Below are 23,905 nucleotides of genomic sequence, written 5' to 3'. Positions count from 1 at the left end.
GGCCCGCCGCACGCTGGTCCGACGCACCCGCCAGGCACGCTCGGTGCGACGCCTGTCACGCACAGTCAACCCACCTTCGGGCCCGCCACCCGCCCGGTGGTCCCGGCGCCCGCGTGCGGCTCGGGAGCAGGTGGTGCTGCCCCGAACCGCCCAGCGCGTTCGCCCTGCTGACGCGCTTGTCCGGCGGTGCGCGGGGCAGTCGTTACCATTTTCGTTTCAGAAGCGTTGCACTACCCGATGTGCTGGCGGTGATCTGTGGATAGCGGTGTGCTGTGGAGCCCAGGCGCGGTGGCCAGGATGCTGGCGATCTCGCCCACCACCCTGCGCACGTGGGACCGCCGGTACGGCCTCGGCCCGAGCACCCGCGAGGAGGGCAAGCACCGGCGGTACTCGGCCGAGGACGTGGACCGGCTGCGCAGGATGGTCGCGCTGACCGGCCAGGGCGTCGCGCCCGCGTCGGCCGCCGCGATGGCGCTGGCCGGGCCCGCCGGGGCGGAGGAGCCGCCCGAGCGCCCCGAGGAGGTGACGGCGGCCGAGCGGCGCGGGTTCGCGCGGGCCGCGACCAGGCTGGACGCGCCGCTGATGGTGCGGCTGGTCGGCGAGCTGATCCAGCGGCACGGCGTGGTGCGGGCCTGGGACTGCGCGCTGGTGCCGTTCCTGGTCGCGGCGGGCGAGCGGGCGGCGGCGGACGCGCGCGGCGTGGAGGTCGAGCACCTGGCGACGGCCAGCATCTCGCGGGCGCTGTCGGTGTACGCGCAGGCCGCCGAGCAGCCGCGGCTGCCGGTGCTGCTGGCGTGCGCGCCGGAGGAGCAGCACTCGCTGCCGCTGGACGTGCTGGCCGCCGCGCTGGCCGAGCGCGGGTGCGCGTCGCGGAACCTCGGCGCGCGCGTCCCCCCGACCGCCCTGCTCGACGCCGCGGCCCTCCTGTCACCCGTAACGGTGATGGTGTGGGCGCACGCCGGTGCGCAGGCCGAGGCGACCCCCGTCGCCGAACTGGTCGAAACCGGACGAACCGTGCTGGTCGGGGGGCCGGGGTGGACGAGCGCGCCCGCCGGTTCCCGCTTCGTCGGCTCGCTAAACGAGGCGATCGACACAATTCTCAGCTTGAACCGATTCTGAATCGAATTTAGGGTTGGCCTGGTCAACACCGGTCCTTTTGCGGAAGGCGTGGTTCCCATGCCAGAGCTGTCCCGACTTCCCGTGCCCGTCGCCGAGTCCTGGGACTGGCAGCTGGAGGGTCTGTGCCGAGGCATGGACAGCGCGCTGTTCTTCCACACGCCCAACGAGCGCGGCTCGTCCCGGCAGAACCGGGAGGCGCGCGCGAAGGAGATCTGCGGGCGCTGCCCGGTGCGCAGGCAGTGCCGCGAGCACGCGCTGGAGGTCGAGGAGACCTACGGCATCTGGGGCGGGCTCGGCGAGAGCGAGCTGCGCAGGCTGATCGCCGACCGCCACCGCCGCACCTGAGCGCGGGCGGTGGTCGAGCGCGGCCAGCCGCTGGGCGTCGGCGGCGGTTGAGCGCGAGCAGTGGCCAGGCGCGGACGTCGCCTGAGCGCGACCGGGCGACCGGGGGGCCAGAGCGCGGGGCGCTCGGGGCCTCGGAGGGCTAAAGGCCCCGGAGCGCTCGGGGCGTCGGCGCTCGGACCCTCACAGAGCACCGGGCGGGTGGGGCTCGGGTCCTCAGAGCACCGGGCGGGTGGGGGTGGTGGCCTTCGGGCGCCAGCGGGTGTAGCCCGCTTCCTCGGCCTCGGCGATGGAGGAGAACTCCACGTCGCCGCGCATCCGGTCGAAGTACGGCGAGTCCGGGGTGTGGAAGACGCGGGTCCGGGAGTTGGCCCTGACCTGGCGCGGGATGACCTGGGTGGTCTCGTTGTTGCCCGGCATCTCCAGCGCGCGCGGGGCCCTGGCGGGCAGCGCGGGGACCTCCTTCACGCTCACCCCGGCGGGCGCGGGGCGCGGGGCCGGGAGGTCGTCCTCGTCCTCCTCGTCGATCTCCGCGTCGAGGATCTCGTCCTCATCGTAGTCGTCCGGCTCGTCGTCGTAGTCGTCCTCGTCGATCTCCACGACGGGCCTGGAGCGCAGCTCGGCCCGCAGGTCGCGGATCGTGGCCCGCAGCGGCAGCCAGCTCAGGACGGCGCCCGCGGTGAACGCGACGGCGCAGATGCCGAAGAACAACCAGAACACCGCGCACTCCTCGACGGCGGGTGGGCACGACCGTCGGACGCGCCCGGTGGGATCGGAGTCGGGGAATTCGGCTCGGGGAGCCGGCTCGGGGGCCGGACGGCGAACTACCCGCGACGCTTAGTACCCGAGCGGGCACCCGCAGTTCCACCGCCTCCCGGCGTCGACGCAGGACATCGGTGACCAATTCACCGTAAGGAGTGACCCCAGGGGCGACTCCCCCACCTGGTCAGCCCGCACCCCCCGGCACCTGCCCCGCACCACCGGAGCGCTCGCCGCTCCCGGTCCCGCGCTCCGGCTCCGCCTCGCGCCCGCCACCCGCCTTGCGCCCCGCCTCACGGCCAAGCTCACGCCCGCCTACCGCCTCACGGCCCGGCTCACGCCCATCTACCACCTCGCGCCCGCCCGCCGCCTCACGGCCAAGCTCGCGCCCACCTACCGCCTCGCGGCCCGGCTCACGCCTACCCGCCGCCTCACGCCCCGCCTCGCGACCAGGCTCACGCCCGCCCGCCACCTCGCGCCCGCCCACGGGCTCCCGCTCCACCCCGCGCCCGCCGACAGGCTCCCGCTCCGCTCCACGCCCGCCCACAGGCCCCCGTTCCAACCGGCGCCCGCCGACAGGCTCCCGCTCCGCCTCGCGCCCACCGACAGGCTCCCGCTCCGCCTCGCGCCCGCCCACAGGCTCCCGCTCCACCCCGCGCCCACCCACCGGCTCCCGCCCCGGATCGGACGGCGCCACCGCCGCGGGACCCTCGCCCTCCCGCGACCGCTGCTCCACCGCGCCCGGCCAGGCCCCAGCGGCCTCCGGTTCCGTCCTTCAAGCGGCTTGCTCGTACACCACCGTCCGGCACCCGCAGCGCTGGCACACCGGGTGCGCGGGCACCCGGATGTCCGCGAGCAGCCGTCGCGAGTCCTCGAAGGTCGGCACCGCCAGGCCCGGCACCAGCAGCGCGTCGAGCGCCTCCCGGTTGCGCCGCCCGCGCGCCCTCGCCCGCTCCACCGGGTCGCGGAAGCGGTCGCGCAGCCGCTCCCCCGCCTCCTCGCGGGCGCGCACGCCCTCCTCCGTCAGGTGCGGCACCCGGCGCGGGGCGTTGAGCCGGGCGTTGCGGCGGTTGACCCGCCACCACGCGCCCAGGCTCATCCCCTCCACCGGTGGCCGCGACCGCTGCTCGCCCGAGGGCCACCACGTCCGCAGCCGGGCGCGCAGGAAGTCCTGCGCCACCTGGTCGCGGCGCCGGGGCGGGCCCTGCCGGGCGCCGTCGGGGCGGCGGTCGACGGCCGTCAGCACGGCGTCGACGCACCAGCCGTCCGCGAACCAGGGCGCCAGCACGGCGCGCACCCCGGCGCGGTCCGCGTCGGCCCAGTTCGCCCTCAGGCACAGCCCTTCCACAGCCGTGTCGATCTCGTGCTCTGTCTCGGGCACGACACGGCCGGGCCACTGCCGGGGATCGAGGTGAACGCGCATCGCCGTCAGCTCCTTCCGAACACGTCCGATCCACATCCGAACACCTGTTCGGGATAGTGCCACCGACCACCGACAATTCCAGTAACTCAATCTTGACTTATATAAGCCCCGACCTAAATACTGAGGCAGTGCACGCCCTCGACGTTCTTGGTGACCCGATCAGGCGACGCATCCTGGAATTGCTCGCGGACGGCGAGCGGACGGCGGGATCGCTCGCGGAAGTGATCAACGCGGAGTTCGGGATCTCCCAGCCCGCGGTCTCCCAGCACCTCCGGGTGCTCAGGGAGAGCGGATTCGCGCGAGTGCGCGCGGAAGGCACGAAACGCCTCTACGAGATCGACGGGACGGCGCTGCGCGAGGTGGACGGCTGGCTGGCGCGGTTCGAGCGGTTCCGGTTCGAGCGGTTCCGGGACGAGCGGCCCGGCGCGGGAGCCGCGGACCCGGCCTGACGGCGCGCGGCGGGCCCTCCCGGACGCCCGCCGCGCACCCGCTCAGCTCCCGGCCTTGACCACCCGGTTCCCCGGCCGGTCCGCGTCCGACAGGCGCACGCCCTCGCGCGGCACCAGCCCGAACTGCACCACCTGCCGCCCGGACAGCAGGTCGGCGATCCACTCGGCGGCCACCCGCACCCGGTTCCCCGGCATCGCCAGCAGGTGGTAGCCGCGCGCCACGATCTTCGCGGGCACCCCGCGCAGCGGCACGTGCAGCGGGTCGGCCACCGCGTCCATCCCGGCCAGGTCGACCACGAACCCCAGGTCGCGGTGCTTGTACCGCCTCACCTGCCCGTGCCCGAGCGAGGCGGCGACGTTCCGCCCGGCCAGCGCGCCCTGCCGCTGCGCGTGCTGCGCGGTCATCGGCGTCGGCTTCCCCTGGTTGTAGTGGTCGGGCACGGCGGCCAGGTCGCCCGCCGCGTACACCCCGTCCAGCCCGCGCACCGCCAGCGAGGTGTCCACCACGATCCGCCCGCGCTCCTCCGGCAGCCCGGACGCCTCCACCAGCGGGTCCGGCCGCACGCCAACGCACCACACGACGGTGCGGGTGGGGATCTCGGAGCCGTCGGTGAGCCGCGCGCAGGTGTCGGTGACCTCGGCGACGCTCGTCTTCATCCGCACGTCCACCCCGCGCGACTCGAGGACCTTCCGCGCGGGCCCGGACATGCGCGGGTCCAGCCCCGGCAGCACCCGGTCGGCCATGTCGAGCAGCAGCCACCGGCACTCGTCCGGCCGCAGCGCGCCAGGGGCCCCGCGCCGGGCGCGCAGGGCCTCGGCGGTCATCCACTGCCCCTGCGCGACCAGCTCGGTGCCGGTGTACCCGGCGCCGACCACCACGAACGTGGCCCGCGCCGCCCGCTCGGCCGGGTCGTCGGCCTGCTCGGCCAGCTCGATCTGCCGCAGCACGTGGTCGCGCAGGTACAGCGCCTCGGGCACCGACTTGAACCCGAGCGCGTGCTCGCCGACGCCGGGGATGGACAGCATCCGCGTCACGCTGCCCGCCGTGACGATCAACCGGTCCCACTCCAGCACCCGCCCGCGCCCCTCCACGTCCACGACCGAGCAGGTGCGCGCCTCGGGGTCGATGCCGGTGGCGGTGCCCAGCACCAGCCGGGTCCGCTTCAGGGTGGAGCGCAGCGGCACCGCGACCCGCCGGGGGTCGAGCGAGCCGCCCGCGACCTCGGGCAGCAGCGGGACGTACAGGGTGTAGTCGGTCGGGTTGACCGCGATCAGCTCGGCGGCGTCGCGCGGGAGCGCCTTCTCCAGCGACTTGAGCGCGTGGAACCCGGCGAACCCGGTCCCGACGACGAGCACTTTCGGCTTGGCCACAGGGGAGCCCCTCTCGGCTGTCGGGAGCGCGCCGAAGAGTCGGAGCGCCCACCCGTGCGCACGGGGGTACCCGTGCCCCGAACCGGGTAGTCCTGCCCCATGACGCTGGGTCTGCCCGACGGGATCACCGCCTGCCTGTTCGACCTGGACGGGGTGCTCACGAGCACCGCCGTCCTGCACCGCCGCGCTTGGAAGCGCACGTTCGACGCGCTGCTCGCCCAGCGCGGCGAGCCCGAGTTCACCGAGTCCGACTACGTCCGGTTCGTCGACGGCCGCCCCCGCTACGACGGGGTGCGCGAGTTCCTGGCCTCCCGGAAGGTCGTGCTGCCCGAGGGCGACCACGACGACCCGCCGGAGGCCGACACCGTGCACGGGGTCGGCAACCGCAAGAACGAGCTGCTGGAGGAGATCATCACCGAGGAGGGCGTGAGCCCCTACCCCGGTTCCGTCGACTACGTGAAGGCCGCGCGCGACGCGGGCCTGGCGATCGCCGTGGTCACCTCCTCCGCGAACGCCGAGAAGGTCCTGCGGGCCAGTGATCTGGCGCAGTACGTGCAGGCGAGGGTGGACGGCGTGACGATCGTGCGCGACGGCCTCAAGGGCAAGCCCGCGCCCGACTCGTTCCTGGCGGGCGCGCGGGCGCTGGGCGTTCCGCCCGAGCGGGCGGCGGTGTTCGAGGACGCGCTGGCCGGGGTCCAGGCCGGGCGCGCGGGCGCGTTCGGCTTCGTCGTGGGCGTGGACCGCGCGGACCAGGCGGACGCGCTCGCCTCGCACGGCGCCGACGTCGTCGTCGCGGACCTGGCGGAGCTGCTGTGAGCGGCTACCGCGTGCAGCCGTGGAAGCTGCGCTGGGAGGGCCTGTCGCTGACCGACCTGCGGCAGACCGAGTCGACGTTCGCGCTGGCCAACGGGCACATCGGGATGCGCGGGACGCTGGAGGAGGGCGAGCCGCGCGGGCTGCCGGGCACCTACCTCAACGGGTTCTACGAGGAGCACGACCTGCCCTACGGGGAGAGCGGCTACGGCTACCCCGAGGAGGGGCAGACCGTCGTCAACGTCACCGACGGCAAGGTGCTGCGGCTGCTCGTGGAGGACGAGCCGCTGGACCTGCGGTACGGCCGCACCGTCGCGCACGAGCAGGAGCTGGACTTCCGCTCGGGCACGCTGCGCCGCAGCACCGAGTGGGAGTCGCCGACCGGCAAGCGCGTGATCGTGCGCACCGAGCGGCTGGTGTCGCTGACCCAGCGCGCGGTGGCGGCGATCCGCTACGAGGTCGAGGCCGCGCAGGACGTGCAGCTGGTGGTGCAGTCGGACCTGCTGGCCAACGAGCCGGTGGAGGAGCGCTCCGGCGACCCGAGGGTGGCGAAGGCGCTGGACTCGCCGCTGGTGGCGGACTTCGCCTACGCGCGCGGGAAGCGGGCGGTGCTGGCGCACCGCACGCGCGCCTCCGGGCTGCGGATGGCCGCCGCGATGGACCACGAGGTGGAGGCGAACGGCTCGCTGCGCACCGAGGTCGAGGCGGACGAGGACCTGGCGCGGTTCACGGTGGCGGTGGACGTCGCGGCGGGCGAGAAGCTCACGATCGTCAAGTACCTGGGGTACGGCTGGTCGAAGCAGCGGTCGGTGCCCGCGCTGCGCGCGCAGGTGGAGGCGGCGCTGGCGGGCGCGCTCCAGACCGGGTGGGACGGGCTGCTCGAGGAGCAGCGCGATTTCCTCGACGAGTTCTGGAACAGCGCCGACGTGGAGGTCGACGGCGACCCGGAGTTGCAGCAGGCGGTGCGGTTCGCGCTGTTCCACGTGCTCCAGGCCGCGGTGCGCGGGGAGACGCGGGCGATCGCGGGCAAGGGCCTGACCGGTCCCGGCTACGACGGGCACGCCTTCTGGGACACCGAGACGTTCGTGCTGCCGGTGCTGACCTACACGGTGCCGGAGGCGGCGCGGGACGCGCTGTCGTGGCGGCACTCCACCGTCGAGGACGCACGGGAGCGGGCGCGGATCCTCGGGCTGGGCGGCGCGGCGTTCCCGTGGCGGTCGATCAGCGGCGCGGAGTGCTCGGCCTACTGGCCCGCGAGCACGGCGGCGTTCCACGTGTCCGGGGACGTGGCGTACGCGGTGGCGCAGTACGCGCAGGCCACCGGGGACGAGGAGTTCGAGCGGGCGGCGGGCGCGGAGATCCTGGTGGAGACGGCGCGGCTGTGGATGTCGCTGGGCCACCACGTGCCGGGCGACGGGTTCCGCATCGACGGGGTGACCGGGCCGGACGAGTACACGGCCGTGGTGGACAACAACGTCTACACGAACCTGATGGCGCAGCGGAACCTGCGGGTCGCGGCGGAGGTGTGCGAGCGGCTGCCCGAGGTGGCCCAGCACCTGGGCGTCGAGGACGGCGAGCCGGAGGCGTGGCTGCGGGCGGCCGAGGCGATGAACCTGCCGTACGACGACGAACTGGGCGTGCACCAGCAGTCGGAGGGGTTCACCAAGCACGCCGAGTGGGACTTCGAGGCCACCGAGGCCGACGACTACCCGCTGCTGCTGAACTACCCGTACTTCGACCTGTACCGCAAGCAGGTGGTGAAGCAGGCGGACCTGGTGCTGGCGATGCACCTGCGCGGCGACGCGTTCACGGCGGAGCAGAAGGCCCGCAACTTCGCCTACTACGAGGCGCGGACGGTGCGGGACTCGTCGCTGTCGGCGGCGACGCAGGCGGTGCTGGCGGCCGAGGTGGGCGCGCTGGAGCTGGCGTACGACTACCTGTCGGAGGCGGCGTTCACCGACCTGCACGACCTGCACCACAACGTCCACAACGGACTGCACATGGCCTCGCTCGCCGGGGTGTGGCTGGGGCTGGTGGCCGGGTTCGGCGGGATGCGGGACCACAGCGGCGGCCTGGAGTTCGCGCCCCGGCTGCCGGTGGGGCTGAACCGGTTCTCGTTCCGGATGACCTACCGGGGCAGCGGGTTGTGCGTGGTGGTGGAGGAGGGCAAGGCCACCTACCGGATCGTGTCCGGGCCGGGGCTGCGGATCAAGCACCACGGCGAGGAGGTGGCGGTCGAGCCGGAGAACCCCCTGGTGCTCCAGGTCCCGGCCGCGCCGGAACCGCCGGAGGGCATCACCCAGCCCGCCGGTCGGGCGCCCAGGCGGCGCACGCCGAACCGGGCGCAGGACTGAGGCCGCGCGCGGCCGGGTGGGCGACCACCCGGCCGCGCGGGCTCCGCGAAGTGGCGCGCGGGCCGGGGAAAGCGCGAACCCCGCCCCACCGGCTCGGGTGGGGCGGGGTTCGGTACCCGCGAAGGGTTGGGCCCGCCCGGCGCACGCGCCGGGCGGCCTCCCGATGAGGCGTTCGACCGGGTTCCCAGGGGGGAGGGGGAAATCCCGGTCTCCTCGGCGACCGCAGGGGGGCGGCGGTCACCGCGCTCTCATCCCTCACCGGGTAGCCGCGCCCGCCGCGGCGCAAACCTGGCGCCTGTGCCCACTTCCGGGTGGCCTTCGGGATTCCGGGCTCCCTCCCAGCTCAGCCGCCGCCCGGCTCAGCTGCCGCCCAGGTGGATCGACGGCCTGCGCTCCGGGTCGGCCTCGCACTCGCGCAGGATCTCCCGCACCACCGGCGCGGTGTCGCCCCGCCCGAGGATGAGGTAGCGCAGCAGGTGGGCGAGCGGGCTGCCCTCGGACCACTCGAAGTAGCAGCGCGGCCGGACCCCGGTGGCGTCGCGCAGCGCCAGCAGCACGGCGGCGATCGCGTTGGGCGCGGCGGGGCTGTCCGCGCGCAGCACCCGGAACCCGCCGACCTCCACCCCGCGCACCCGCAGCACGTCGCTGAACTCGGACGGGTCGACCACGTCGACCTCCAGGAACACCACCGACGCCGCGCCGGGCACCGGGTTGAGGCCGCGCTGCACGCGCTCCTTGGCCCGGTACTCGGCCGCGTCCCCGGCCTGCCGCTTGTTGGCGATGATGTTGAGCTGGCCGTCGCGGTGGAGCAGGTCGGCCAGGAACTCCCGCGCCCGCTCGTCGAAGTCGATCTCGTCGGCGCGCAGCTCGGTGGTCCTGGACACCCGCGACACCAGGGAGATGACCACGATGCCGAGGACGAACGCGGCGGAGATGGCGATGCCGTCCGGCTTGGCCCGCACGTTCTCGGCGAGCGCGTACAGCAGCACCAGCGTGAGCACGGCGAACCCGGTCCCGGCGGCCCGCCTGCCCGCGCGCCAGGCGGAGACCGACACCGCGACCGCGCCGGACACCATCATGGCCAGGATGCCGGTCGCGTACGCGCCCGCCTGGGCGTTGACGTCCGCGCCGAACGCGACGGTGATCCCGACGCTGATCACCGTGTAGACCAGCACGACGGGCCGGACCGCGCGCCCCCACTCCGGGGCCATGCCGTACGCGGGCAGGTAGCGCGGCACGATGTTGATCAGCCCGGCCATCGCGGACGCGCCCGCGAACCACAGGATCAGCACGCTGCTCAGGTCGTAGGCGGTGCCGAACACCGCGCCCAGCCGCTCGTGCGCCAGGTACGACAGCGCCCGTCCCTCCGCCGCGCCGCCCGGCTGGAACGCCTCGGCGGGGACGAGCACGGTGGTGAGGACGCTGGTGGCCACCAGGTACCCGGACATGACCAGGGCGGCGGCGGTGAGCAGCTTGCGGGTGTTGCGCACCCGGTCGGCCAGCCGCTGCCGCTCGGTGGCGCCCTCGGCGGCGACCAGCGGCATCATGCTGACGCCGGTCTCGAAGCCGGACAGGCCGAGCACGAGCAGTGGGAACGCGAGCAGGGCCGGTCCGAGCACCCCGCCGACCCCGCCGCCGCCCTCGGCGAGCCGGTCGGTCCACGCGGTCAGCGCCTCGGGCCGCGCCAGGAGCTCGGCCACCCCCGAGGCGATGACGACCGCGTTGAGCAGCAGGAACACCGCGACCAGCGGGATGGCGACGCTGACCGCCTCGGTGAAGCCCAGCAGGAACACCCCGCCCAGCACGAGCAGCAGCGCCACGGTGACCAGCACCTCGTGCCCGTGCAGGAACGCGGGCGCGTGCGGGTTCTCCAGCAGGTGCACGGTCGCGTCGGCCGAGGACAGGGTAATGGTGATGATCCACGAGGTGGCCACGAAACCCAGCAGCACCAGCACGAACAGCTTCCCGCGCCAGAACGGCAGCAGGTCCTCCAGCATCGCCACCGAGCCCTGCCCGTGCGGCGACTCGTGCGCCACCCGCCGGTACATGGGCAGCATCCCGAGCAGGGTCAGGGCGACGATCAGCAGCGTGGCCAGCGGGGACAGCGCGCCCGCCGCGAGCGCGGCGATGCCGGGCAGGTAGGACAGGGTGGAGAAGTAGTCGACGCCGGTCAGGCACATGACCTTCCACCACGCCTGCGGCCTGCTGTGCGCGGCGTCCGCCTCGGGACCGGCGGGCGAGACGCGGTGGCGCAGCAGCCAGCGGCCGAGGTCGGTGCGGGGGTGGCCGGGCCGCTGCGGGCTGGGCACCCTGGCCGGGACGACGGCGCGCTCCGGCGACCGGCTGACCGGGACGGCGCCCGGCCCGTCCGGACCCGCGCCGCTCCCCCGGCGGGCGCTGCGCCCGGTGGTGTGCTCACGTGCTCGGCTCATCGGGGCGGTCCCTCCGGCGGCTCGGCGCGACGCGCGGCGCGGGCGCCGGTCGAGTGTGCCCCCGATCGCGCCGCGCCGCCCGCGATCACCGCCCGAGGCGGCCAGGACCGCACTAACGCGGGGTTTCCACCGGGTGTTTGTCACTCACACAGGTGAGAAACGGCGCGGCGGGGCGCGCGGCGCGACACTATCCCCGCCTGTGAGCACACCGATCTACGACGAGCTGGCGGCGACCTACCTCGCCGGACTCGACTGGGAGCCGCTGGAGCAACCGGCGCCGCGCCTCGTGCTGCCCGCGCAGGCCGACCCGTCGCCACCGCAGCACCGCCTACCGGAAACCCGCTGACCAGGCGATCTTGACATTGCGGCAGGCGGCGGAGTAGGACGGCTGCCGTCCTTCCCACGTCGACCTGCGGGGCGAGATGCGATTTCGAGCACTGCTCACGGCGGCGGCGGTGCTCGCCGCCTCCGCTTGCGGGGCAAATCCCGATGAACCCGAGAAGGTCACCCTGACCTGGTGGGACTCCTACGAGTCGGCGACGGCCGACGAGGCTGCGCGGGCCATGGTGCAGCGCTACCAGGACGCCCACCCGGAGGTGGAGGTCAAGCGGACCTCCATCCCGCGCGCGGAGATCCGCGCGAAGCTCGACCAGGCCGCGACCTCCGGGGCGTTCCCGGACGTGGTCGTGGTCGACCAGGCCGACCTGCCGAGGCTGGCCAAGCAGAACGCCATCACCGACCTGACCGAGCTCTTCGAGCAGTGGGAGACCGGGGGCAAGTTCCTCGGCCCGGTCAGGGCGAGCGTCACCTGGAGCGAGAAGGTCTGGGGCGTCCCGCTGCGCACCGAGACCAACGCCCTGCTGTACAACCGCGACCTGATGCTCGGCGCGCCCCCCACCACCTGGGAGGGCCTGCGCACCACGGCCAAGGCGCTGACCAACCCGCAGCGGTCCGGGCTGTGCTTCGCCGGGCTGCCCGGCGAGGAGCTGACCACGACGTTCCTGCCGCTGCTGTGGCAGTCCGGCGGCGACCTGACCGACCTGGACGGCGCGGCCGACGCGCTGGGGTTCCTGCACGACCTGATGGCCGCCGACGGCAGCGTGCCGAACGCGGTGCTCGGCTGGGACGGCGCGCAGGCCGCGCAGGCGGTGGCGAGCGGGTCCTGCGCGATGGTGATCGGCGGGACCTCGTCGGTCAAGCCGCTGAACTCCTCCGGGATGGCCTGGTCGGTGGCCCCGCTGCCCGCCGGTCCGGCCGGTGAGGCGGCGGCGCTGTCCGGGGAGACCTGGGTGATCGGCAAGGGCGCGCGCAGCACCGAGGCCGCCTGGGACCTGGTGCGGTCGCTGGCCGACGACGAGGAGAACGTCACCCAGCTGGGCGCGGGCCTGGGCGGGCTGCCCAACCGGTCGGACACGGTGGCCGACCCGGCGTGGCAGTGGGACCCGAGCGTGGCCGGGTTCGCCGCGCAGCTGGAGACCGCGCGGCCGAGGGTGGCGTACGGGTCGAACTACCCGCAGCTGTCCGAGGTGGTGTGGACGATGGTCCAGCGCGTGCTCAAGGGCGGCGAGGACCCGCAGACCGCGGCGTCCGAGGCGAAGAGGGCCGCGACCCCGCTGCTCACCGACGGGTAGCCGCCGGGCCGTCGCACGGGGAGACCTGATTCCGCGCCCCGCCTGACCTCGTTCAGGCGGGGCGCTCCCCTGTCCCGGCGCGGCGTGCTCGCGCGCGACGCGGGACCACCGTTCGCGGGGCGCACGGCGCGGCGGGCGCGGGCGCGCGCGGCGGCACGGGCTGGGGACGGCGCTGCGCTACGGCAGGCTGCTCAGCGCGGAGACGGGCTCGTGGACCTCCCCCCTCCAGCTCCCGACGCCCGCGAGCGCGACGTGGGGGCGCGCGGCGCCCTCCGGCCTGGTGATCGCGCTCGCGCCCAGGGGCAGGTGGTCGGGGCGGTACCCGGTGGAGCCGACCGGTCGGAAGTCGCCCGAGGACAGCGAGCCGTCGGGGTGGAACCTGAGCTTGGGGCTGCCGTCGCGGGCGATCGACTCGAAGATGGCGCGGTCGCCCTCGGTGACCGGCTTCCACATCATGTGCGCACCGTGCGTGACGCCCATGTCCAGGGACATCATGGTGTCCACGGCCCGCCAGTAGCGCTCGTCGCTGATCTCGCCGCCGCCCGCGCCGCGGATGTCGAACACGTCGTGGTCGCCGGTGACCGGCTGCACCCTGCCCTCGCGGTCGTGGCCGTGCACGACGCCGTCGCGGACGAAGTACTCGCCGCGCTCGGCGAGCACGGCCATCTTCGGGCCGAGCGCGTCGTACTCGGCCCTGCGCATGGCGAACCGCTTCAGCACGGCCTCGGAGCGGTCGCGTCGGGGTTCGATCGGGTCGAAGAAGCCGACCAGGCCCAGGTGGCGGGGCCTGGCGCCGAGGCGCACGTCGCGCTCGTCGATGGTCTTGGCCTTGATGGCCTCGGGCTTGGGGAGCGCCCCGGCGCGCAGCCACGGCACGGCGTGCTGGTTGGTCGCGCGGACGTCGATGACGAGGTTCTGCTGGGCCGCCACCTGCTGGAACTTGCGGGCGTTCTCCGCGGGCATCCCGAACCGGGTCTCCGCTAACGCCAAGGGGAAGTTGCGCACCGTACAACCGTCCGCCCGATCAGGACAAGCACCAGCACCCGTTCACGGGGGTTAGCTGTATGCGTGACCTGCGATGCGCTGATCGGACCGCGTGCGGGGGCCGACCGGTTGCGGGTCGTGGTCGCGCTGGTGCCAGGTGGCCGCAAAGCGACGGAGAGGAGCACCGGTGCGGGTGAACCGGTCTACCGGTTGGTGGGCCGGTGGGACGATCACCGGATCACCCGGTTGTCCCCCGTGCGGCGCTCGCCCCGCCGCTCGGGTTCCCCCGCGGGTTCGGTCCCGCGCGCTCCGGGAACGGCTCCACCCGCGCGCCGACAGGTCTCATCGGGTGGACCTCGTTGACCCCGGCCCGCGCGGACTGATCCGATCACGCTGTGGGGGTGGGTGGATTGGTCCCGGAGGCCACGAGCGTCGACGTGACGATCAGCATCCGCGTGACGGGCCCCGAGCAGATGGCGCGGCGGCTGGCCGACGCGCTGCGCTCCGCGCTGGAGCTGCCGGGGGCCGAGGTGGAGGTGCGGGCGGTCGAGCCCGCCCGGCGGGAGCCCGCGCTGGTGGTGCTGGCCGACTCCCGGCGGGTCCTGCACCGGGGCGAGCGCGTCGAGCTGACCAGGTTGGAGTTCGACCTGCTGCTGCACCTGTGCGAGCACCCCGACCGGGTGCACCGGCGGCATGCGCTGATGCACCGGGTGTGGGGCGCCAGCCCCGTGGTGGACACCAGGACGGTGGACGTCCACATCCGGCGGATCAGGCGCAAGCTCGGCGACGCGGCGCGGTTCATCTCGACGGTGCGCGGCGTCGGGTACCGGTTGGAGCACACCGGGCAGGTGGTCGTGGTGCGCGACGGCGGACCACCCGACGAGGGGTCCACTGTGGACCCGGCATGACCCGCGCGGGGGCGGGTACCCGACCGGTTCCAGCGAACCAGGGAGGTACGCCGTGCCCGCACGCCAGGAGATGCCCGACACGATCACCCGCTCCCCGCAGGGGGCTCAGCGCACGTGGGCGAAGGCGCACGACAGCGCCGTCGAGCAGTACGGGGAGGGCGAGCGGGCGCACCGCACGGCGTTCGCGGCGCTCAAGCGGACCTACGAGAAGGTCGGCGACCACTGGGAGCGCAAGCAGCGCACCGGGCCGTCCGACCAGCGCTCGGCGGGCGGACCGCCTCGGCGGCGCGGGGCGACGCACGAGGGCGTGGACGCCAACGCGAGCAAGAAGCACCTGTACGAGCTGGCCAAGCGGCTCGACGTGCCCGGCCGGTCGTCGATGGACAAGCAAGAGCTGGTGGAGGCGGTCAAGCGCGCGAACCGGCGGGCCACGGCGGCGGCGCGGAAGGGCTGAGCGCCGCGCGGGGCGTCCGGCGTGGACGTCCGGACCGGTTCGCCCCGCCCGGTTTGCCCGGCTCCTTCGCGGGAACGCCTCGGGGGACGGGGGACCGACGAGCCGGAGGGAGTGCCGTGAAGGCTGTGACCTGGCACGGTAAGCGGGACGTGCGCGTGGACACTGTGCCGGACCCGATCCTGCAGAAGCCGGACGACGTGATCGTGAAGATCACCTCGACCGGGGTGTGCGGGTCGGACCTGCACCTGTACGAGCTGTTCGGGCCGTTCATCGACGAGGGCGACGTGCTCGGGCACGAGCCCATGGGCGTCGTCGCCGAGGTCGGGCCCGAGGTGACGGCGGTCAAGCCCGGCGACCGGGTGGTGGTGCCGTTCAACGTCTCCTGCGGGACCTGCTTCACCTGCTCGCAGGGGTTGCAGTCGCAGTGCGAGACGACGCAGGTGCGCGAGTACGGCAGCGGGGCCTCGCTGTTCGGCTACACCAAGCTGTACGGGCAGGTGCCCGGCGGGCAGGCCGAGTACCTGCGGGTGCCGTTCGGGAACAAGCTGCCGATCAAGGTGCCGGACGGCCCGCCGGACGACCGGTTCGTGTACCTGTCGGACGTGCTGCCGACCGCGTGGCAGGCGGTGGAGTACGCGGCGGTCCCGCCCGGCGGTTCGGTGGCGGTGCTGGGGCTCGGGCCGATCGGCGACATGGCGGCCAGGGTGGCGCTGCACCGGGGCGCGGAGACGGTGATCGGCATCGACCTGGTGCCGGAGCGGTTGCAGCGGGCGCACGGGCGCGGCGTGCGGGCGATCGACGCCCGCGAGCCGGAGCTGGTGGAGCGGGTGCGCGAGCTGACCGGCGGGCGCGGCCCGGACGCGGTGATCGACGCGGTGGGCATGGAGGCGCACGGCGGCACGGCGGGCAAGCTGGCCCAGCAGGTGACCGGTCTGCTGCCGGACCCGGTGGCGGCCAAGCTGATGCGCACGGTGGGCGTCGACCCCATGGTGGCGCTGCACACCGCGATCGAGCTGGTGCGGCGCGGCGGCACGATCTCGGTGGTCGGGGTGTACGGCGGGATGGCCGACCCGATGCCGATGATGACCCTGTTCGACAAGCAGGTCCAGCTGCGGATGGGCCAGGCGAACGTGTGGCGGTGGGTGCCGGAGATCCTGCCGCTGCTCACCGACGACGACCCGCTGGGCGTGGACGACTTCGCGACCCACCGGGTGCCGCTGGCCCGCGCGCCCGAGGCGTACGCGGACTTCCAGGCCAAGCGGGACAACACGGTCAAGGTGCTGCTCAAGCCGTGACGCGCGCGGGTGGCGCGGCCCCCAGGGCCGCGCCACCCGCTCGTCACGCTGCTCCTTCGCGGTTACTCCTTCGCTGCTACTCCTTCGCTGTTACTCCTTCTCCACAGGAATCCACAGCTCGGCCTCGGCCGTCCTCCCGTCGTCGAGCACGGTGCTGCTGAGGATCTCCGGGCCGGGGCGGCTGCGGTACGGGTTCGACGGGAACCACTGGGTGAACACGTCCCGCCACATCTCCTGCAGCGCCCTCGGGAACTCCCCGGTGCTGGAGAACACCGCCCACGTCCCGGCGGCCACCGGGAGCGCGTCCAGCCCCTCCGGGACCGGCAGCGAGCTGGCGACCCCGTGGTAGTAGTCCAGCTCGGTGCCCTCCGCGCGGGACGGGTCGAGGTCGGCGCTGACCCCGACGACCCCGCCGGGCTCCTCGTTGTTGAGCTTCTTGATCTCGGCGAACTCCGCCTTGTCGAGCCCCCTGATGAAGTCCGCGATGTGCGGGTTCACCCCCTGGTGGACCAGGGGCACCCTGGCCCTGCGCCCGACGACGGCGAACTCCGCCCGTTCCACGATCCGGTACCGCATGTCGCTGCTCCCCTCGATGACGAGGCGGAAGGCCATCCTCGACTGCGAGCTGAGCGCCGCCCCGGTCCGCCTGACCTCACCTGGCCCCACGCCGTGCACGGCGCGGAAAGCCCTGGTGAACGCCTCGTTGGAGGCGTAGCCGTGGTCGACGGCGATGTCCAGCAGGGTGCGCTCCCCCGCCACCACCTCCGCCGCCGCGAGCGTGAGCCTGCGCCGCCGCACGTACTCCGACAGCGGCATCCCGGCCAGCGCCGAGAACATCCGCCGCAGGTGGTGCTCGGAGGTCAGCGCGATCCGCGCCAGCTCCGCGACGTCGACCTCGCCCGGCAGGACCTGTTCGACGCGGTCCATGGCCTCGTTGAGCCGCTCCAGCACGCCCGTCCCCTTCCGCCACCGGGAACGCTACGGAGCGCGGCGGGGGTCGCACCCGACCGGAGCGGGCCGGTTCCGGTCGGGTCGCGCCCGACCGCGGGCCCGTCCGCTCAACCATCCACAGTGGACCTCCGGCGCGGAGCCTTCCCAGTGGTGTTTCCCTTTTGGCTCCGGAGAAACACCGTGTTAATCCCGGTTCGGAGGGTACTCAGTGGGAGACCGAAGACCGCGAGCGGAGAGGTTGCGACACAGTGACGACGATCGAGAAGTCCGTGGACGTCGAGGTCCCGGTCAGCACCGCGTACAACCAGTGGACCCAGTTCGAGTCGTTCCCCCGGTTCATGGAGGGCGTCGAGAACATCACCCAGGTGTCGGACACCCGGACCCACTGGGTCACCAGCATCGGTGGCGTGAAGCGCGAGTTCGACGCGGAGATCACCGAGCAGCACCCGGACGAGCGGGTCGCCTGGCACACGGTGGAGGGTCCGCAGCAGGCCGGTGTGGTGACGTTCCACCGGCTCAACGACCGGCAGACCAGGGTCCACCTGCAGATGGACTACGAGCCCGAGACCCTGACCGAGAAGGCCGGGGCCGCGCTGGGCATCGTGGAGCACCGGGTGAACGGCGACCTGAAGCGGTTCAAGGAGTTCATCGAGAACGCGGGCTCCGAGACCGGCTCCTGGCGCGGTGACGTGCCCCGCGAGCCGCAGGCGGGTGAGGCCGCGCACCGGATGCCGCCCGGCGGCACCACCGCCACCCCGAACCCCGGCGCCACGCCGGGCGTCGCGGGTCCCGGTGTGACCCCCGGTCTGGCGGGTCCCGGCACGGGCGGTCTGGGCGGCGCGACGCACCGCGACCCGCTGTCCTGAGCCGCTGCTGAGCGAAGCGAGGAGGCCCGCCCCCCGATCGGGGGGCGGGCCTCCTCGCTTTTCGGTGTCCTTGGTGTTCTTGGTGTTCCTTGGTCCTGGGTGTTCGGTCAGGCGTGGGCGACCCTGGCTTCGAGGTTCGCCGGTTCGACGCCGTACACCGAGTACGCGGCGCGGATGATCGGCTGGGCGACGTTGCGCACCCGCACCCCGCCGGGCGTCAGGCCCTGCTCGGTGCCGAAGTGCGCGTGCCCGTGCACCGCGAGCTGGCAGCCGGTGGCGTCCACGGCCTCGCCCAGCAGGTACGACCCGAGGAACGGGTAGATCTCCAGCGGTTCGCCGCGCAGCGTGTCCGGCACCGGCGAGTAGTGGGTCAGCGCGACCTTGACGTCGGTGTCGAGCCCCTCGAGCGCGGTCCGGAGCCGGTCGGCGACCTCGGTGGTGTGCCCGATGAACGCCTTCATCTCCCGCTCGCCGAACGCGCTGCCGCACTTGCCCGCGAAGCCGCCGCCGAAGCCCTTGACCCCGGCGACGCCGAGCGTGCGGTCCCCGATCGTGAAGACGGCGCCCTCGCCCTCCAGGACGATCAGGCCGCCGTCGCGCAGCACGGCCGTGACCTCGTCGGGGCGGTCGTCGTGGTGGTCGTGGTTGCCGAGCACGGCGACCACCGGCACCGGCAGGTCCCGGTACTCGTCGGCGACGACCTTGGCCTCGTCCACGGTCCCGTGCCTGGTCAGGTCGCCCGCCAGCAGCAGCACGTCGGCGTGCTCGGCGACGTTCTCCAGCGCGGGCCGCATCCGACCGCGCGCCGACTCGTCCAGGTGCACGTCGCCCACGGCGGCGATGCGGATCATCGGAGGTCCTCCTGTCCTTCGGGTTCGCCGGCCGGGACGACCTTCACGTCGTCGAGCACGGTCAGCTCCGGGGCGACGTCGTGGATCACCGCTTCCAGCTCCGCCCGCCGCTCCGGGCTCGCGACGTCACCGGAGAGCAGCGCGGTGTCACCCCGAACGGTGATGCGAACACCCATCTCGGTGGTTCGCGGGTCCTCGGCGATGGCCCGGCGCAACCGGGCGGCGAGGTACTGCTCGGGCTCGTCCGTCATGACGCGGTCCTCTCCCGCACCGGCTCGGACTCCGGCGCGATGATGTCCAGCCGCTCCACCAGCAGCAGGAACGACTCGGCGTAGGGCGAGTGGCCGGTGGCCTCCCGCACCTTCTCCCAGTCGATCTGCTCGCGCAGCGCGCGGGCGAAGGGCAGCAGGGCGCTGAAGTCGCAGCGGTGCCCGTCGAGCACGAGGAGCTTGCCGATCATCACCTCGGTCGCGGGCATCACCGGCAGCACCACGGAGCCGACCTGCAGCTCCTCGGCGCGCTCCAGCGTCTCGGTGGTCACCGGCAGCTCGTTGGGCCGGTAGAGCAGGTCGACCAGCAGGTCGCCGTCGTAGACCTTGAGCAGCCAGTCCTCCGGCGGCTCCGCGGCCCGCATGCCGACGGCGACCAGCGCGCGCACGGCTTCGGCGGCGTCCTCCTCGCGGACCAGGATGTCCGCGTCGTGCTCGGTGGAGGGTCCGCCGCGCGCGTACACCGCGCAGCCGCCCGCCAGTGCGAACGGGATGCCCTCAGCGCGCAGCGCCTTGGCCACCTTGGTCAGGGTGCGCAGCAACTCGTCCTGTAGGCCGCTCATGGGATTTCGTTTACCCGTGTGACGTCCGATTCACACGGGCCCGGACGGGTACACGGCACGGTATGACCGCGAAACCGCCTGACCCCAACCCCACGCGCACACCGGGCCTGGAGCCGGGTGGCGGCGTCGCACCGGGCGACACGCCGCCGGACTCCGGCCAGACCTCGGGCCTGTCCCACCCGCAGCCGATGCCGTCGAAGGTCGCCCCCGTGGTGACCCTGGTGGCGGTGGTCGTCCTGACGGTGCTGGTGGTGGCCTTCGTGGTGGCGGAGCTGATGGGCTGGACCGCCCTGTTCTGACCCGCCGCCCCTACCACCTCGGCCCGGTCCCCACTCCGGTTCATCCACAGGCCCGGTGGTTGTCCACAACGTGCTCTTCTCCGGCTGTCGGGCGTGAATCCGCGGCTCTAGCTTCGGATCCATGCCCGACGAACACATCCCGGTCACCACCGCACCGCTTTCCCGCGCCGCACTGCTGCGGGTTTTCCTCCGTGGCGCCGCGCGCGGCTTTGTGCGCGCCGTTCTGCGCGCGACGCGCCCCCGGCTCGCGGGTCCGTCCACCACGCCCGCGAGCCCACCCGCTCCCCTGCCCTCGTTCTCAGCGAGGCGCGGGGGTCGGGCGTCCCTAGGGCGCGGGGACGGGGTTCGCGGCCAGCGCGACGGCGACGGCGTGCAGGTTGGCCGCCATGGTCCGCCCGGTGCTGTGCGCCCACTCGTGCCCGTGGTCGGTGTCCGAGTAGTCGGGTCCGGGTCCGGGCCCCATGTTCCAGTACGTCCAGGCCTGTCCGGGGATCGTGTACCCGATGTCCCCGAGCCCGCCCGCGACCTCGCTGACGACGTGGTGCGCCCCGTCCTCGTTGCCCGTGACGACGACGCCCGCGACCCGGTTGTAGGCGACGGGCCTGCCGTCGGCGTCCTGCTCGGAGATCATCGCGTCCATCCGCTCCAGCACCCGCTGGGCGAGGGACGAGGGCCTGCCGACCCAGGTGGGCGTGGCGATGACCAGGATCTCCGAGCCGAGCAGGTCCCGGTGCACGGCGGTCCAGTCGTCCCCGAGGTCGGTCTCCACGCCGGGCTGGACGTCGAGGTCGGCGATCCGGTGCTCGACGACGTCGACCCCGCGTTCCCGGAGCGCCCCCACCACGACCGAGGCCAGGGCCCCGGTGTTGGACGGCGCGGGCGACTTCTTCAACGTGCAGTTGAGCACGGTAGCGCGCACAGCTCCCACCTCCGGTCTGAGCGGATCGCGCCCGGTTACCCGCGACGACCCGCCCCAACCGCGCCCTTCGGCAGCACCCCCGGCACGGGAGAGCGGGTGACCCGGAGGCTTCCCGGATCACCCGCCCGATTCCCGCGCTCGCGCGCCTCAGCCCAACCGGAGCGCTCAGCCCAACCGGGGCACCGTCAGGTCACGGGCCTCGGCGTACCTCTCGCGGACGAACGGCGTGGCCTCGGCGGTGAACGAGGCCGAGGTCAGCGACGTCCAGACCGGCGGGGCGTCGGCTCCGCCGACCGCCCAGGCGGCCTGCCGGGCGGCGCCGTCGGCGACGTACTCCCCCGGCTCGGGCACCAGCACCGGGCACCCGAACACGGCGGGCGCGATCTCCCGGACCGCACGGGCCCGAGCCCCGCCGCCGATCAGCAGGACCCGGCTGACCGGGGTGCCGACCGCCCGCAGCGCGTCGATCGCGTCCGCGAGGCTGCACAGCATCCCCTCGACGGCGGCCCGCGCCAGGTGTCCGGGCGTGGCCGTGTCCAGCCGCAGCCCGTGCAGCGCACCGGTGGAGTTCGGCCGGTTCGGGGTGCGCTCGCCCTCCAGGTACGGCACGAAGGCCAGCCCGCCCGCCCCGGCCTCGGCGCCCAGCGCCAGCTCGGACAGCCGGTCCAGGTCGACGCCGAGCATCGCGGCGGTGGCGTCCAGGACGCGGGAGGCGTTCAGCGTGCACACCAGCGGCAGGTAGGTGCCCTCCGCGTCGGCGAACCCGTTGACGATCCCGGTGCCGTCCGCAGCCGCCGCCTCGGACCGCGCGAACGCGGTCCCGGACGTGCCCACGGACACCACGACGTCACCGGGCTGGATCTGCACGCCCAGCGCGGCCGACGCGTTGTCTCCCGCGCCGACCCCGTACCGGCCGCCGATCAGCTCGGCGGGTCCGGCGACCCGAGGCACCTCGGGCGCCCGTCCCATGGCCAGTTCCAGCAGGTCGGGCCGGTACTCGCCGGTGACCGGGGACCAGTAGCCGGTGCCGCTCGCGTCGCTGCGGTCGGTGACCAGGTCGGCCAGGTCGCCACCACCGCGCAGCTTCCAGGTCAGCCAGTCGTGCGGCAGGCACACCGCGGCGACCCGTGCGGCGGCCTCGGGCTCGTTCCGGGCCAGCCACCGCAGCTTGGTGACCGTGAGGGAGGCGACCGGCACGCTGCCGGTGGCGTCCGCCCACGCCTGCGCGCCGAGCTCGGCCGTCAGGTCCGCGGCGGCGCCCGCCGAGCGCGTGTCGTTCCACAGCAGCGCGGGCCGCACGACCTCCCCGGACGCGTCCAGGCACACCATGCCGTGCTGCTGCGCGGCCACCGAGACGGCCTCGACGTCGTCGAGCCCGCCCGCGGCGTCGATCGCCGTCCGCAGCGCGGTCCACCACTCGTCGGGGTGAACCTCGGTGCCGGGCGGGTGCGCGGCGCGCCCCTCCCTGACCAGCGCGCCGGTCTGGGCGTCGCGCACCACCACCTTGCAGGACTGGGTGGAGGAGTCGACGCCCGCGACCAGCGCCATCAGCGGGCGCCCAGGAGGTGCTCCAGGGCCAGCTGCGACAGCTTCACGAACCCGTACCCGCGCTCGGCGGCCTTGTCGGGGTCGAACGACTCGTCGGCCGCGAGGAAGTCCGCGATCGACTCGCCGTCGCCGAGGGTGGGCACGGCCTGCTCGGTGACGCCGCTGACCCGCAGCGCCTCCTGCACCTCGGGGTCGGCGCGGTAGGCCTGCGCGCGCTCCTTGAGCAGGGTGTAGGTGCGCATGTTGGCGGCGGCGCTGTCCCACACGCCGTCGACGTCCTCGGTGCGCAGCGGCTTGTAGTCGAAGTGGCGGGGGCCGTCGTAGCCGCCGTTCTCCAGGAGGTCGACCAGGAAGAACGCCGAGAGCAGGTCGCCGTGCCCGAAGACCAGGTCCTGGTCGAAGCGCGGCCCCTTCTGCCCGTTGAGGTCGATGTGGAACAGCTTCTTCTGCCACAGCGCCTGCGCGATGCCGTGGACGAAGTTCAGGTTGGCCATCTGCTCGTGGCCGACCTCGGGGTTCACGCCGACCAGCTCGTGGTGCTGGAGGGTGGAGATGAACGCGAGCGCGTGCCCGACGGTCGGCAGCAGGATGTCGCCGCGCGGCTCGTTGGGCTTGGGCTCCAGCGCGAACCGGAAGCCGTAGCCCTGGTCGACGGAGTGCTGCGCGACCGTGTCCAGCGCCTCGCGGTAGCGCTCCAGAGCGGCCTGCACGTCCTTGCCCGCGTCCGTCTCGGAGCCCTCGCGACCGCCCCACAGGACGATCGTCTTGGCGCCGAGCTCGGCGGCGAGCTCCAGGTTGCGCAGCACCTTGCGCAGCGCGAACCGGCGCACCGACCGGTCGTTGCTGGTGAAGCCGCCGTCCTTGAAGACGGGGTGGGTGAACAGGTTCGTGGTCACCATCGGCACGACGAGCCCGGTCTCGTCGAGCGCGCTGCGGAACGCGGAGACCCGCTGGTCCCGCTCGGCGGCACTGGCCCCGAAGGGGATCAGGTCGTCGTCGTGGAAGGTGACGCCCCAGGCGCCCAGCTCGGCGAGCTTGCGCACCGCCGTTGGCGCGTCGAGGACGGGTCGGGTGGCGTCCCCGAACGGGTCACGCCCCTGCCAGCCAACCGTCCACAGGCCGAAGCTGAAGTCGGTCACGGTGAACCTCCAATAAGTTTGATGCCTGAACTTATCGCGTTCGACGGATAGTATCCAGTGGTGTCCAGCCCGCAGCCGACCAACCGGCAAGCCCAGCGAACAGCGAAGCAGAGCCCTCCCGAAGCCGCAGGCCAGCAGGACACGCCCCCAACCGCCCCGACACCCC

The 23,905-nt window shown here is 73.7% G+C and carries 24 protein-coding genes; 12 read left to right on the top strand and 12 right to left on the bottom strand.

What is annotated here, in order from left to right; translation table 11 throughout:
- The first annotated feature begins 267 nt into the window (after positions 1 to 267).
- Positions 268 to 1,119, top strand: coding sequence for a MerR family transcriptional regulator (locus CNX65_RS09070; RefSeq protein WP_232519765.1), 852 nt, complete (start codon positions 268 to 270; stop codon positions 1,117 to 1,119).
- 57 nt (positions 1,120 to 1,176) lie between these two features.
- Positions 1,177 to 1,464 (top strand): WhiB family transcriptional regulator, encoded by a 288-nt coding sequence (locus CNX65_RS09065; protein WP_015800653.1) that lies wholly within the window; start codon positions 1,177 to 1,179, stop codon positions 1,462 to 1,464.
- 213 nt (positions 1,465 to 1,677) lie between these two features.
- Here CNX65_RS09065 and CNX65_RS09060 read toward each other — a convergent pair whose 3' ends face one another.
- The gene (locus CNX65_RS09060) at positions 1,678 to 2,181 is read right to left on the bottom strand and encodes a sunset domain-containing protein (RefSeq protein WP_096492369.1); all 504 of its coding nucleotides are present in this window, start codon (positions 2,179 to 2,181) and stop codon (positions 1,678 to 1,680) included.
- Positions 2,182 to 2,995: 814 nt separating this feature from the next.
- Positions 2,996 to 3,643, bottom strand: coding sequence for a hypothetical protein (locus CNX65_RS09050; RefSeq protein ID WP_096492367.1), 648 nt, complete (start codon positions 3,641 to 3,643; stop codon positions 2,996 to 2,998).
- 128 nt (positions 3,644 to 3,771) lie between these two features.
- On the opposite strand from CNX65_RS09050, the gene CNX65_RS09045 reads away from it, so the two are divergent.
- Positions 3,772 to 4,092, top strand: coding sequence for an ArsR/SmtB family transcription factor (locus CNX65_RS09045; RefSeq protein WP_096492366.1), 321 nt, complete (start codon positions 3,772 to 3,774; stop codon positions 4,090 to 4,092).
- Positions 4,093 to 4,134: 42 nt separating this feature from the next.
- Here the strand turns inward: CNX65_RS09045 and CNX65_RS09040 are convergent, their stop codons facing one another.
- Positions 4,135 to 5,463: an NAD(P)/FAD-dependent oxidoreductase gene (locus CNX65_RS09040; RefSeq protein ID WP_096492365.1), complete on the bottom strand. Its 1,329-nt coding sequence runs from the start codon at positions 5,461 to 5,463 to the stop codon at positions 4,135 to 4,137.
- Positions 5,464 to 5,562: 99 nt separating this feature from the next.
- Here CNX65_RS09040 and CNX65_RS09035 point away from each other — a divergent pair, with 99 nt between their 5' ends.
- Positions 5,563 to 6,279, top strand: coding sequence for an HAD family hydrolase (locus tag CNX65_RS09035; protein WP_096492364.1), 717 nt, complete (start codon positions 5,563 to 5,565; stop codon positions 6,277 to 6,279).
- Positions 6,276 to 8,630: a glycoside hydrolase family 65 protein gene (locus CNX65_RS09030; protein WP_096492363.1), complete on the top strand. Its 2,355-nt coding sequence runs from the start codon at positions 6,276 to 6,278 to the stop codon at positions 8,628 to 8,630. Before CNX65_RS09035 ends, CNX65_RS09030 begins: the two co-directional genes overlap by 4 nt.
- A gap of 359 nt (positions 8,631 to 8,989) precedes the next feature.
- Here CNX65_RS09030 and CNX65_RS09025 read toward each other — a convergent pair whose 3' ends face one another.
- Positions 8,990 to 11,062: an APC family permease gene (locus CNX65_RS09025; protein WP_218182105.1), complete on the bottom strand. Its 2,073-nt coding sequence runs from the start codon at positions 11,060 to 11,062 to the stop codon at positions 8,990 to 8,992.
- Between the two features lie 199 nt (positions 11,063 to 11,261).
- Here CNX65_RS09025 and CNX65_RS35205 point away from each other — a divergent pair, with 199 nt between their 5' ends.
- Together CNX65_RS35205 and CNX65_RS09020 are read left to right on the top strand one after the other, a co-directional pair.
- The gene (locus CNX65_RS35205) at positions 11,262 to 11,408 is read left to right on the top strand and encodes a hypothetical protein (protein WP_157767556.1); all 147 of its coding nucleotides are present in this window, start codon (positions 11,262 to 11,264) and stop codon (positions 11,406 to 11,408) included.
- Between the two features lie 76 nt (positions 11,409 to 11,484).
- Entirely contained in the window at positions 11,485 to 12,693 is a 1,209-nt protein-coding gene (locus CNX65_RS09020; RefSeq protein ID WP_096492362.1) for an ABC transporter substrate-binding protein, read from the top strand.
- A 177-nt stretch (positions 12,694 to 12,870) separates the two neighbouring features.
- On the opposite strand, the gene CNX65_RS09015 is transcribed toward CNX65_RS09020, so the two are convergent.
- Entirely contained in the window at positions 12,871 to 13,698 is an 828-nt protein-coding gene (locus CNX65_RS09015) for a hypothetical protein (protein ID WP_096492361.1), read from the bottom strand.
- Positions 13,699 to 14,078: 380 nt separating this feature from the next.
- Between CNX65_RS09015 and CNX65_RS09010 the strand changes: the two genes are divergently transcribed.
- From CNX65_RS09010 to CNX65_RS09000, 3 genes are all read left to right on the top strand, one after another.
- Positions 14,079 to 14,585, top strand: a complete 507-nt coding sequence (locus CNX65_RS09010; protein ID WP_232519764.1) for a winged helix-turn-helix domain-containing protein — start codon at positions 14,079 to 14,081, stop codon at positions 14,583 to 14,585.
- 52 nt (positions 14,586 to 14,637) lie between these two features.
- Positions 14,638 to 15,039 (top strand): ChaB family protein, encoded by a 402-nt coding sequence (locus CNX65_RS09005; RefSeq protein WP_096492359.1) that lies wholly within the window; start codon positions 14,638 to 14,640, stop codon positions 15,037 to 15,039.
- A gap of 116 nt (positions 15,040 to 15,155) precedes the next feature.
- The gene (locus CNX65_RS09000) at positions 15,156 to 16,334 is read left to right on the top strand and encodes a zinc-dependent alcohol dehydrogenase (protein ID WP_096492358.1); all 1,179 of its coding nucleotides are present in this window, start codon (positions 15,156 to 15,158) and stop codon (positions 16,332 to 16,334) included.
- 90 nt (positions 16,335 to 16,424) lie between these two features.
- On the opposite strand, the gene CNX65_RS08995 is transcribed toward CNX65_RS09000, so the two are convergent.
- Entirely contained in the window at positions 16,425 to 17,285 is an 861-nt protein-coding gene (locus CNX65_RS08995) for an AraC family transcriptional regulator (RefSeq protein ID WP_096492357.1), read from the bottom strand.
- Between the two features lie 248 nt (positions 17,286 to 17,533).
- Between CNX65_RS08995 and CNX65_RS08990 the strand changes: the two genes are divergently transcribed.
- Positions 17,534 to 18,151, top strand: coding sequence for an SRPBCC family protein (locus CNX65_RS08990; protein WP_096492356.1), 618 nt, complete (start codon positions 17,534 to 17,536; stop codon positions 18,149 to 18,151).
- Positions 18,152 to 18,258: 107 nt separating this feature from the next.
- On the opposite strand, the gene CNX65_RS08985 is transcribed toward CNX65_RS08990, so the two are convergent.
- The 3 genes from CNX65_RS08985 to CNX65_RS08975 are packed head-to-tail and all read right to left on the bottom strand — an operon-like array spanning position 18,259 to position 19,834.
- Complete coding sequence (locus tag CNX65_RS08985; RefSeq protein ID WP_096492355.1) at positions 18,259 to 19,002, bottom strand: metallophosphoesterase family protein; 744 nt, start codon at positions 19,000 to 19,002, stop codon at positions 18,259 to 18,261.
- A complete protein-coding gene (locus tag CNX65_RS36025) occupies positions 18,999 to 19,253 on the bottom strand; it encodes a BON domain-containing protein (RefSeq protein WP_096492354.1) in 255 nt (84 codons plus the stop codon). The genes CNX65_RS08985 and CNX65_RS36025 overlap by 4 nt, the downstream gene beginning before the upstream one ends.
- Positions 19,250 to 19,834: a nucleotidyltransferase family protein gene (locus CNX65_RS08975; RefSeq protein WP_015800635.1), complete on the bottom strand. Its 585-nt coding sequence runs from the start codon at positions 19,832 to 19,834 to the stop codon at positions 19,250 to 19,252. Before CNX65_RS08975 ends, CNX65_RS36025 begins: the two co-directional genes overlap by 4 nt.
- 62 nt (positions 19,835 to 19,896) lie before the next feature.
- Between CNX65_RS08975 and CNX65_RS08970 the strand changes: the two genes are divergently transcribed.
- Positions 19,897 to 20,133 carry a DUF6480 family protein gene (locus tag CNX65_RS08970; protein WP_096492353.1) on the top strand — a complete coding sequence of 79 codons (237 nt, stop codon included), beginning with the start codon at positions 19,897 to 19,899 and terminating at the stop codon, positions 20,131 to 20,133.
- Positions 20,134 to 20,458: 325 nt separating this feature from the next.
- Here CNX65_RS08970 and CNX65_RS08965 read toward each other — a convergent pair whose 3' ends face one another.
- From CNX65_RS08965 to xylA, 3 genes are all read right to left on the bottom strand, one after another.
- Positions 20,459 to 21,052, bottom strand: coding sequence for a flavodoxin family protein (locus tag CNX65_RS08965; protein WP_096492352.1), 594 nt, complete (start codon positions 21,050 to 21,052; stop codon positions 20,459 to 20,461).
- 165 nt (positions 21,053 to 21,217) lie between these two features.
- Entirely contained in the window at positions 21,218 to 22,600 is a 1,383-nt protein-coding gene (gene xylB / locus CNX65_RS08960; protein ID WP_096492351.1) for a xylulokinase, read from the bottom strand.
- Complete coding sequence (gene xylA, locus CNX65_RS08955) at positions 22,600 to 23,739, bottom strand: xylose isomerase (RefSeq protein ID WP_096492350.1); 1,140 nt, start codon at positions 23,737 to 23,739, stop codon at positions 22,600 to 22,602. The genes xylB and xylA overlap by 1 nt, the downstream gene beginning before the upstream one ends.
- Between the last annotated feature and the right edge of the window lie 166 nt (positions 23,740 to 23,905).

This window comes from Actinosynnema pretiosum (genome assembly GCF_002354875.1).
Lineage (GTDB): Bacteria > Actinomycetota > Actinomycetes > Mycobacteriales > Pseudonocardiaceae > Actinosynnema > Actinosynnema auranticum.
This window is presented reverse-complemented; position numbering and strand designations above follow the sequence as displayed.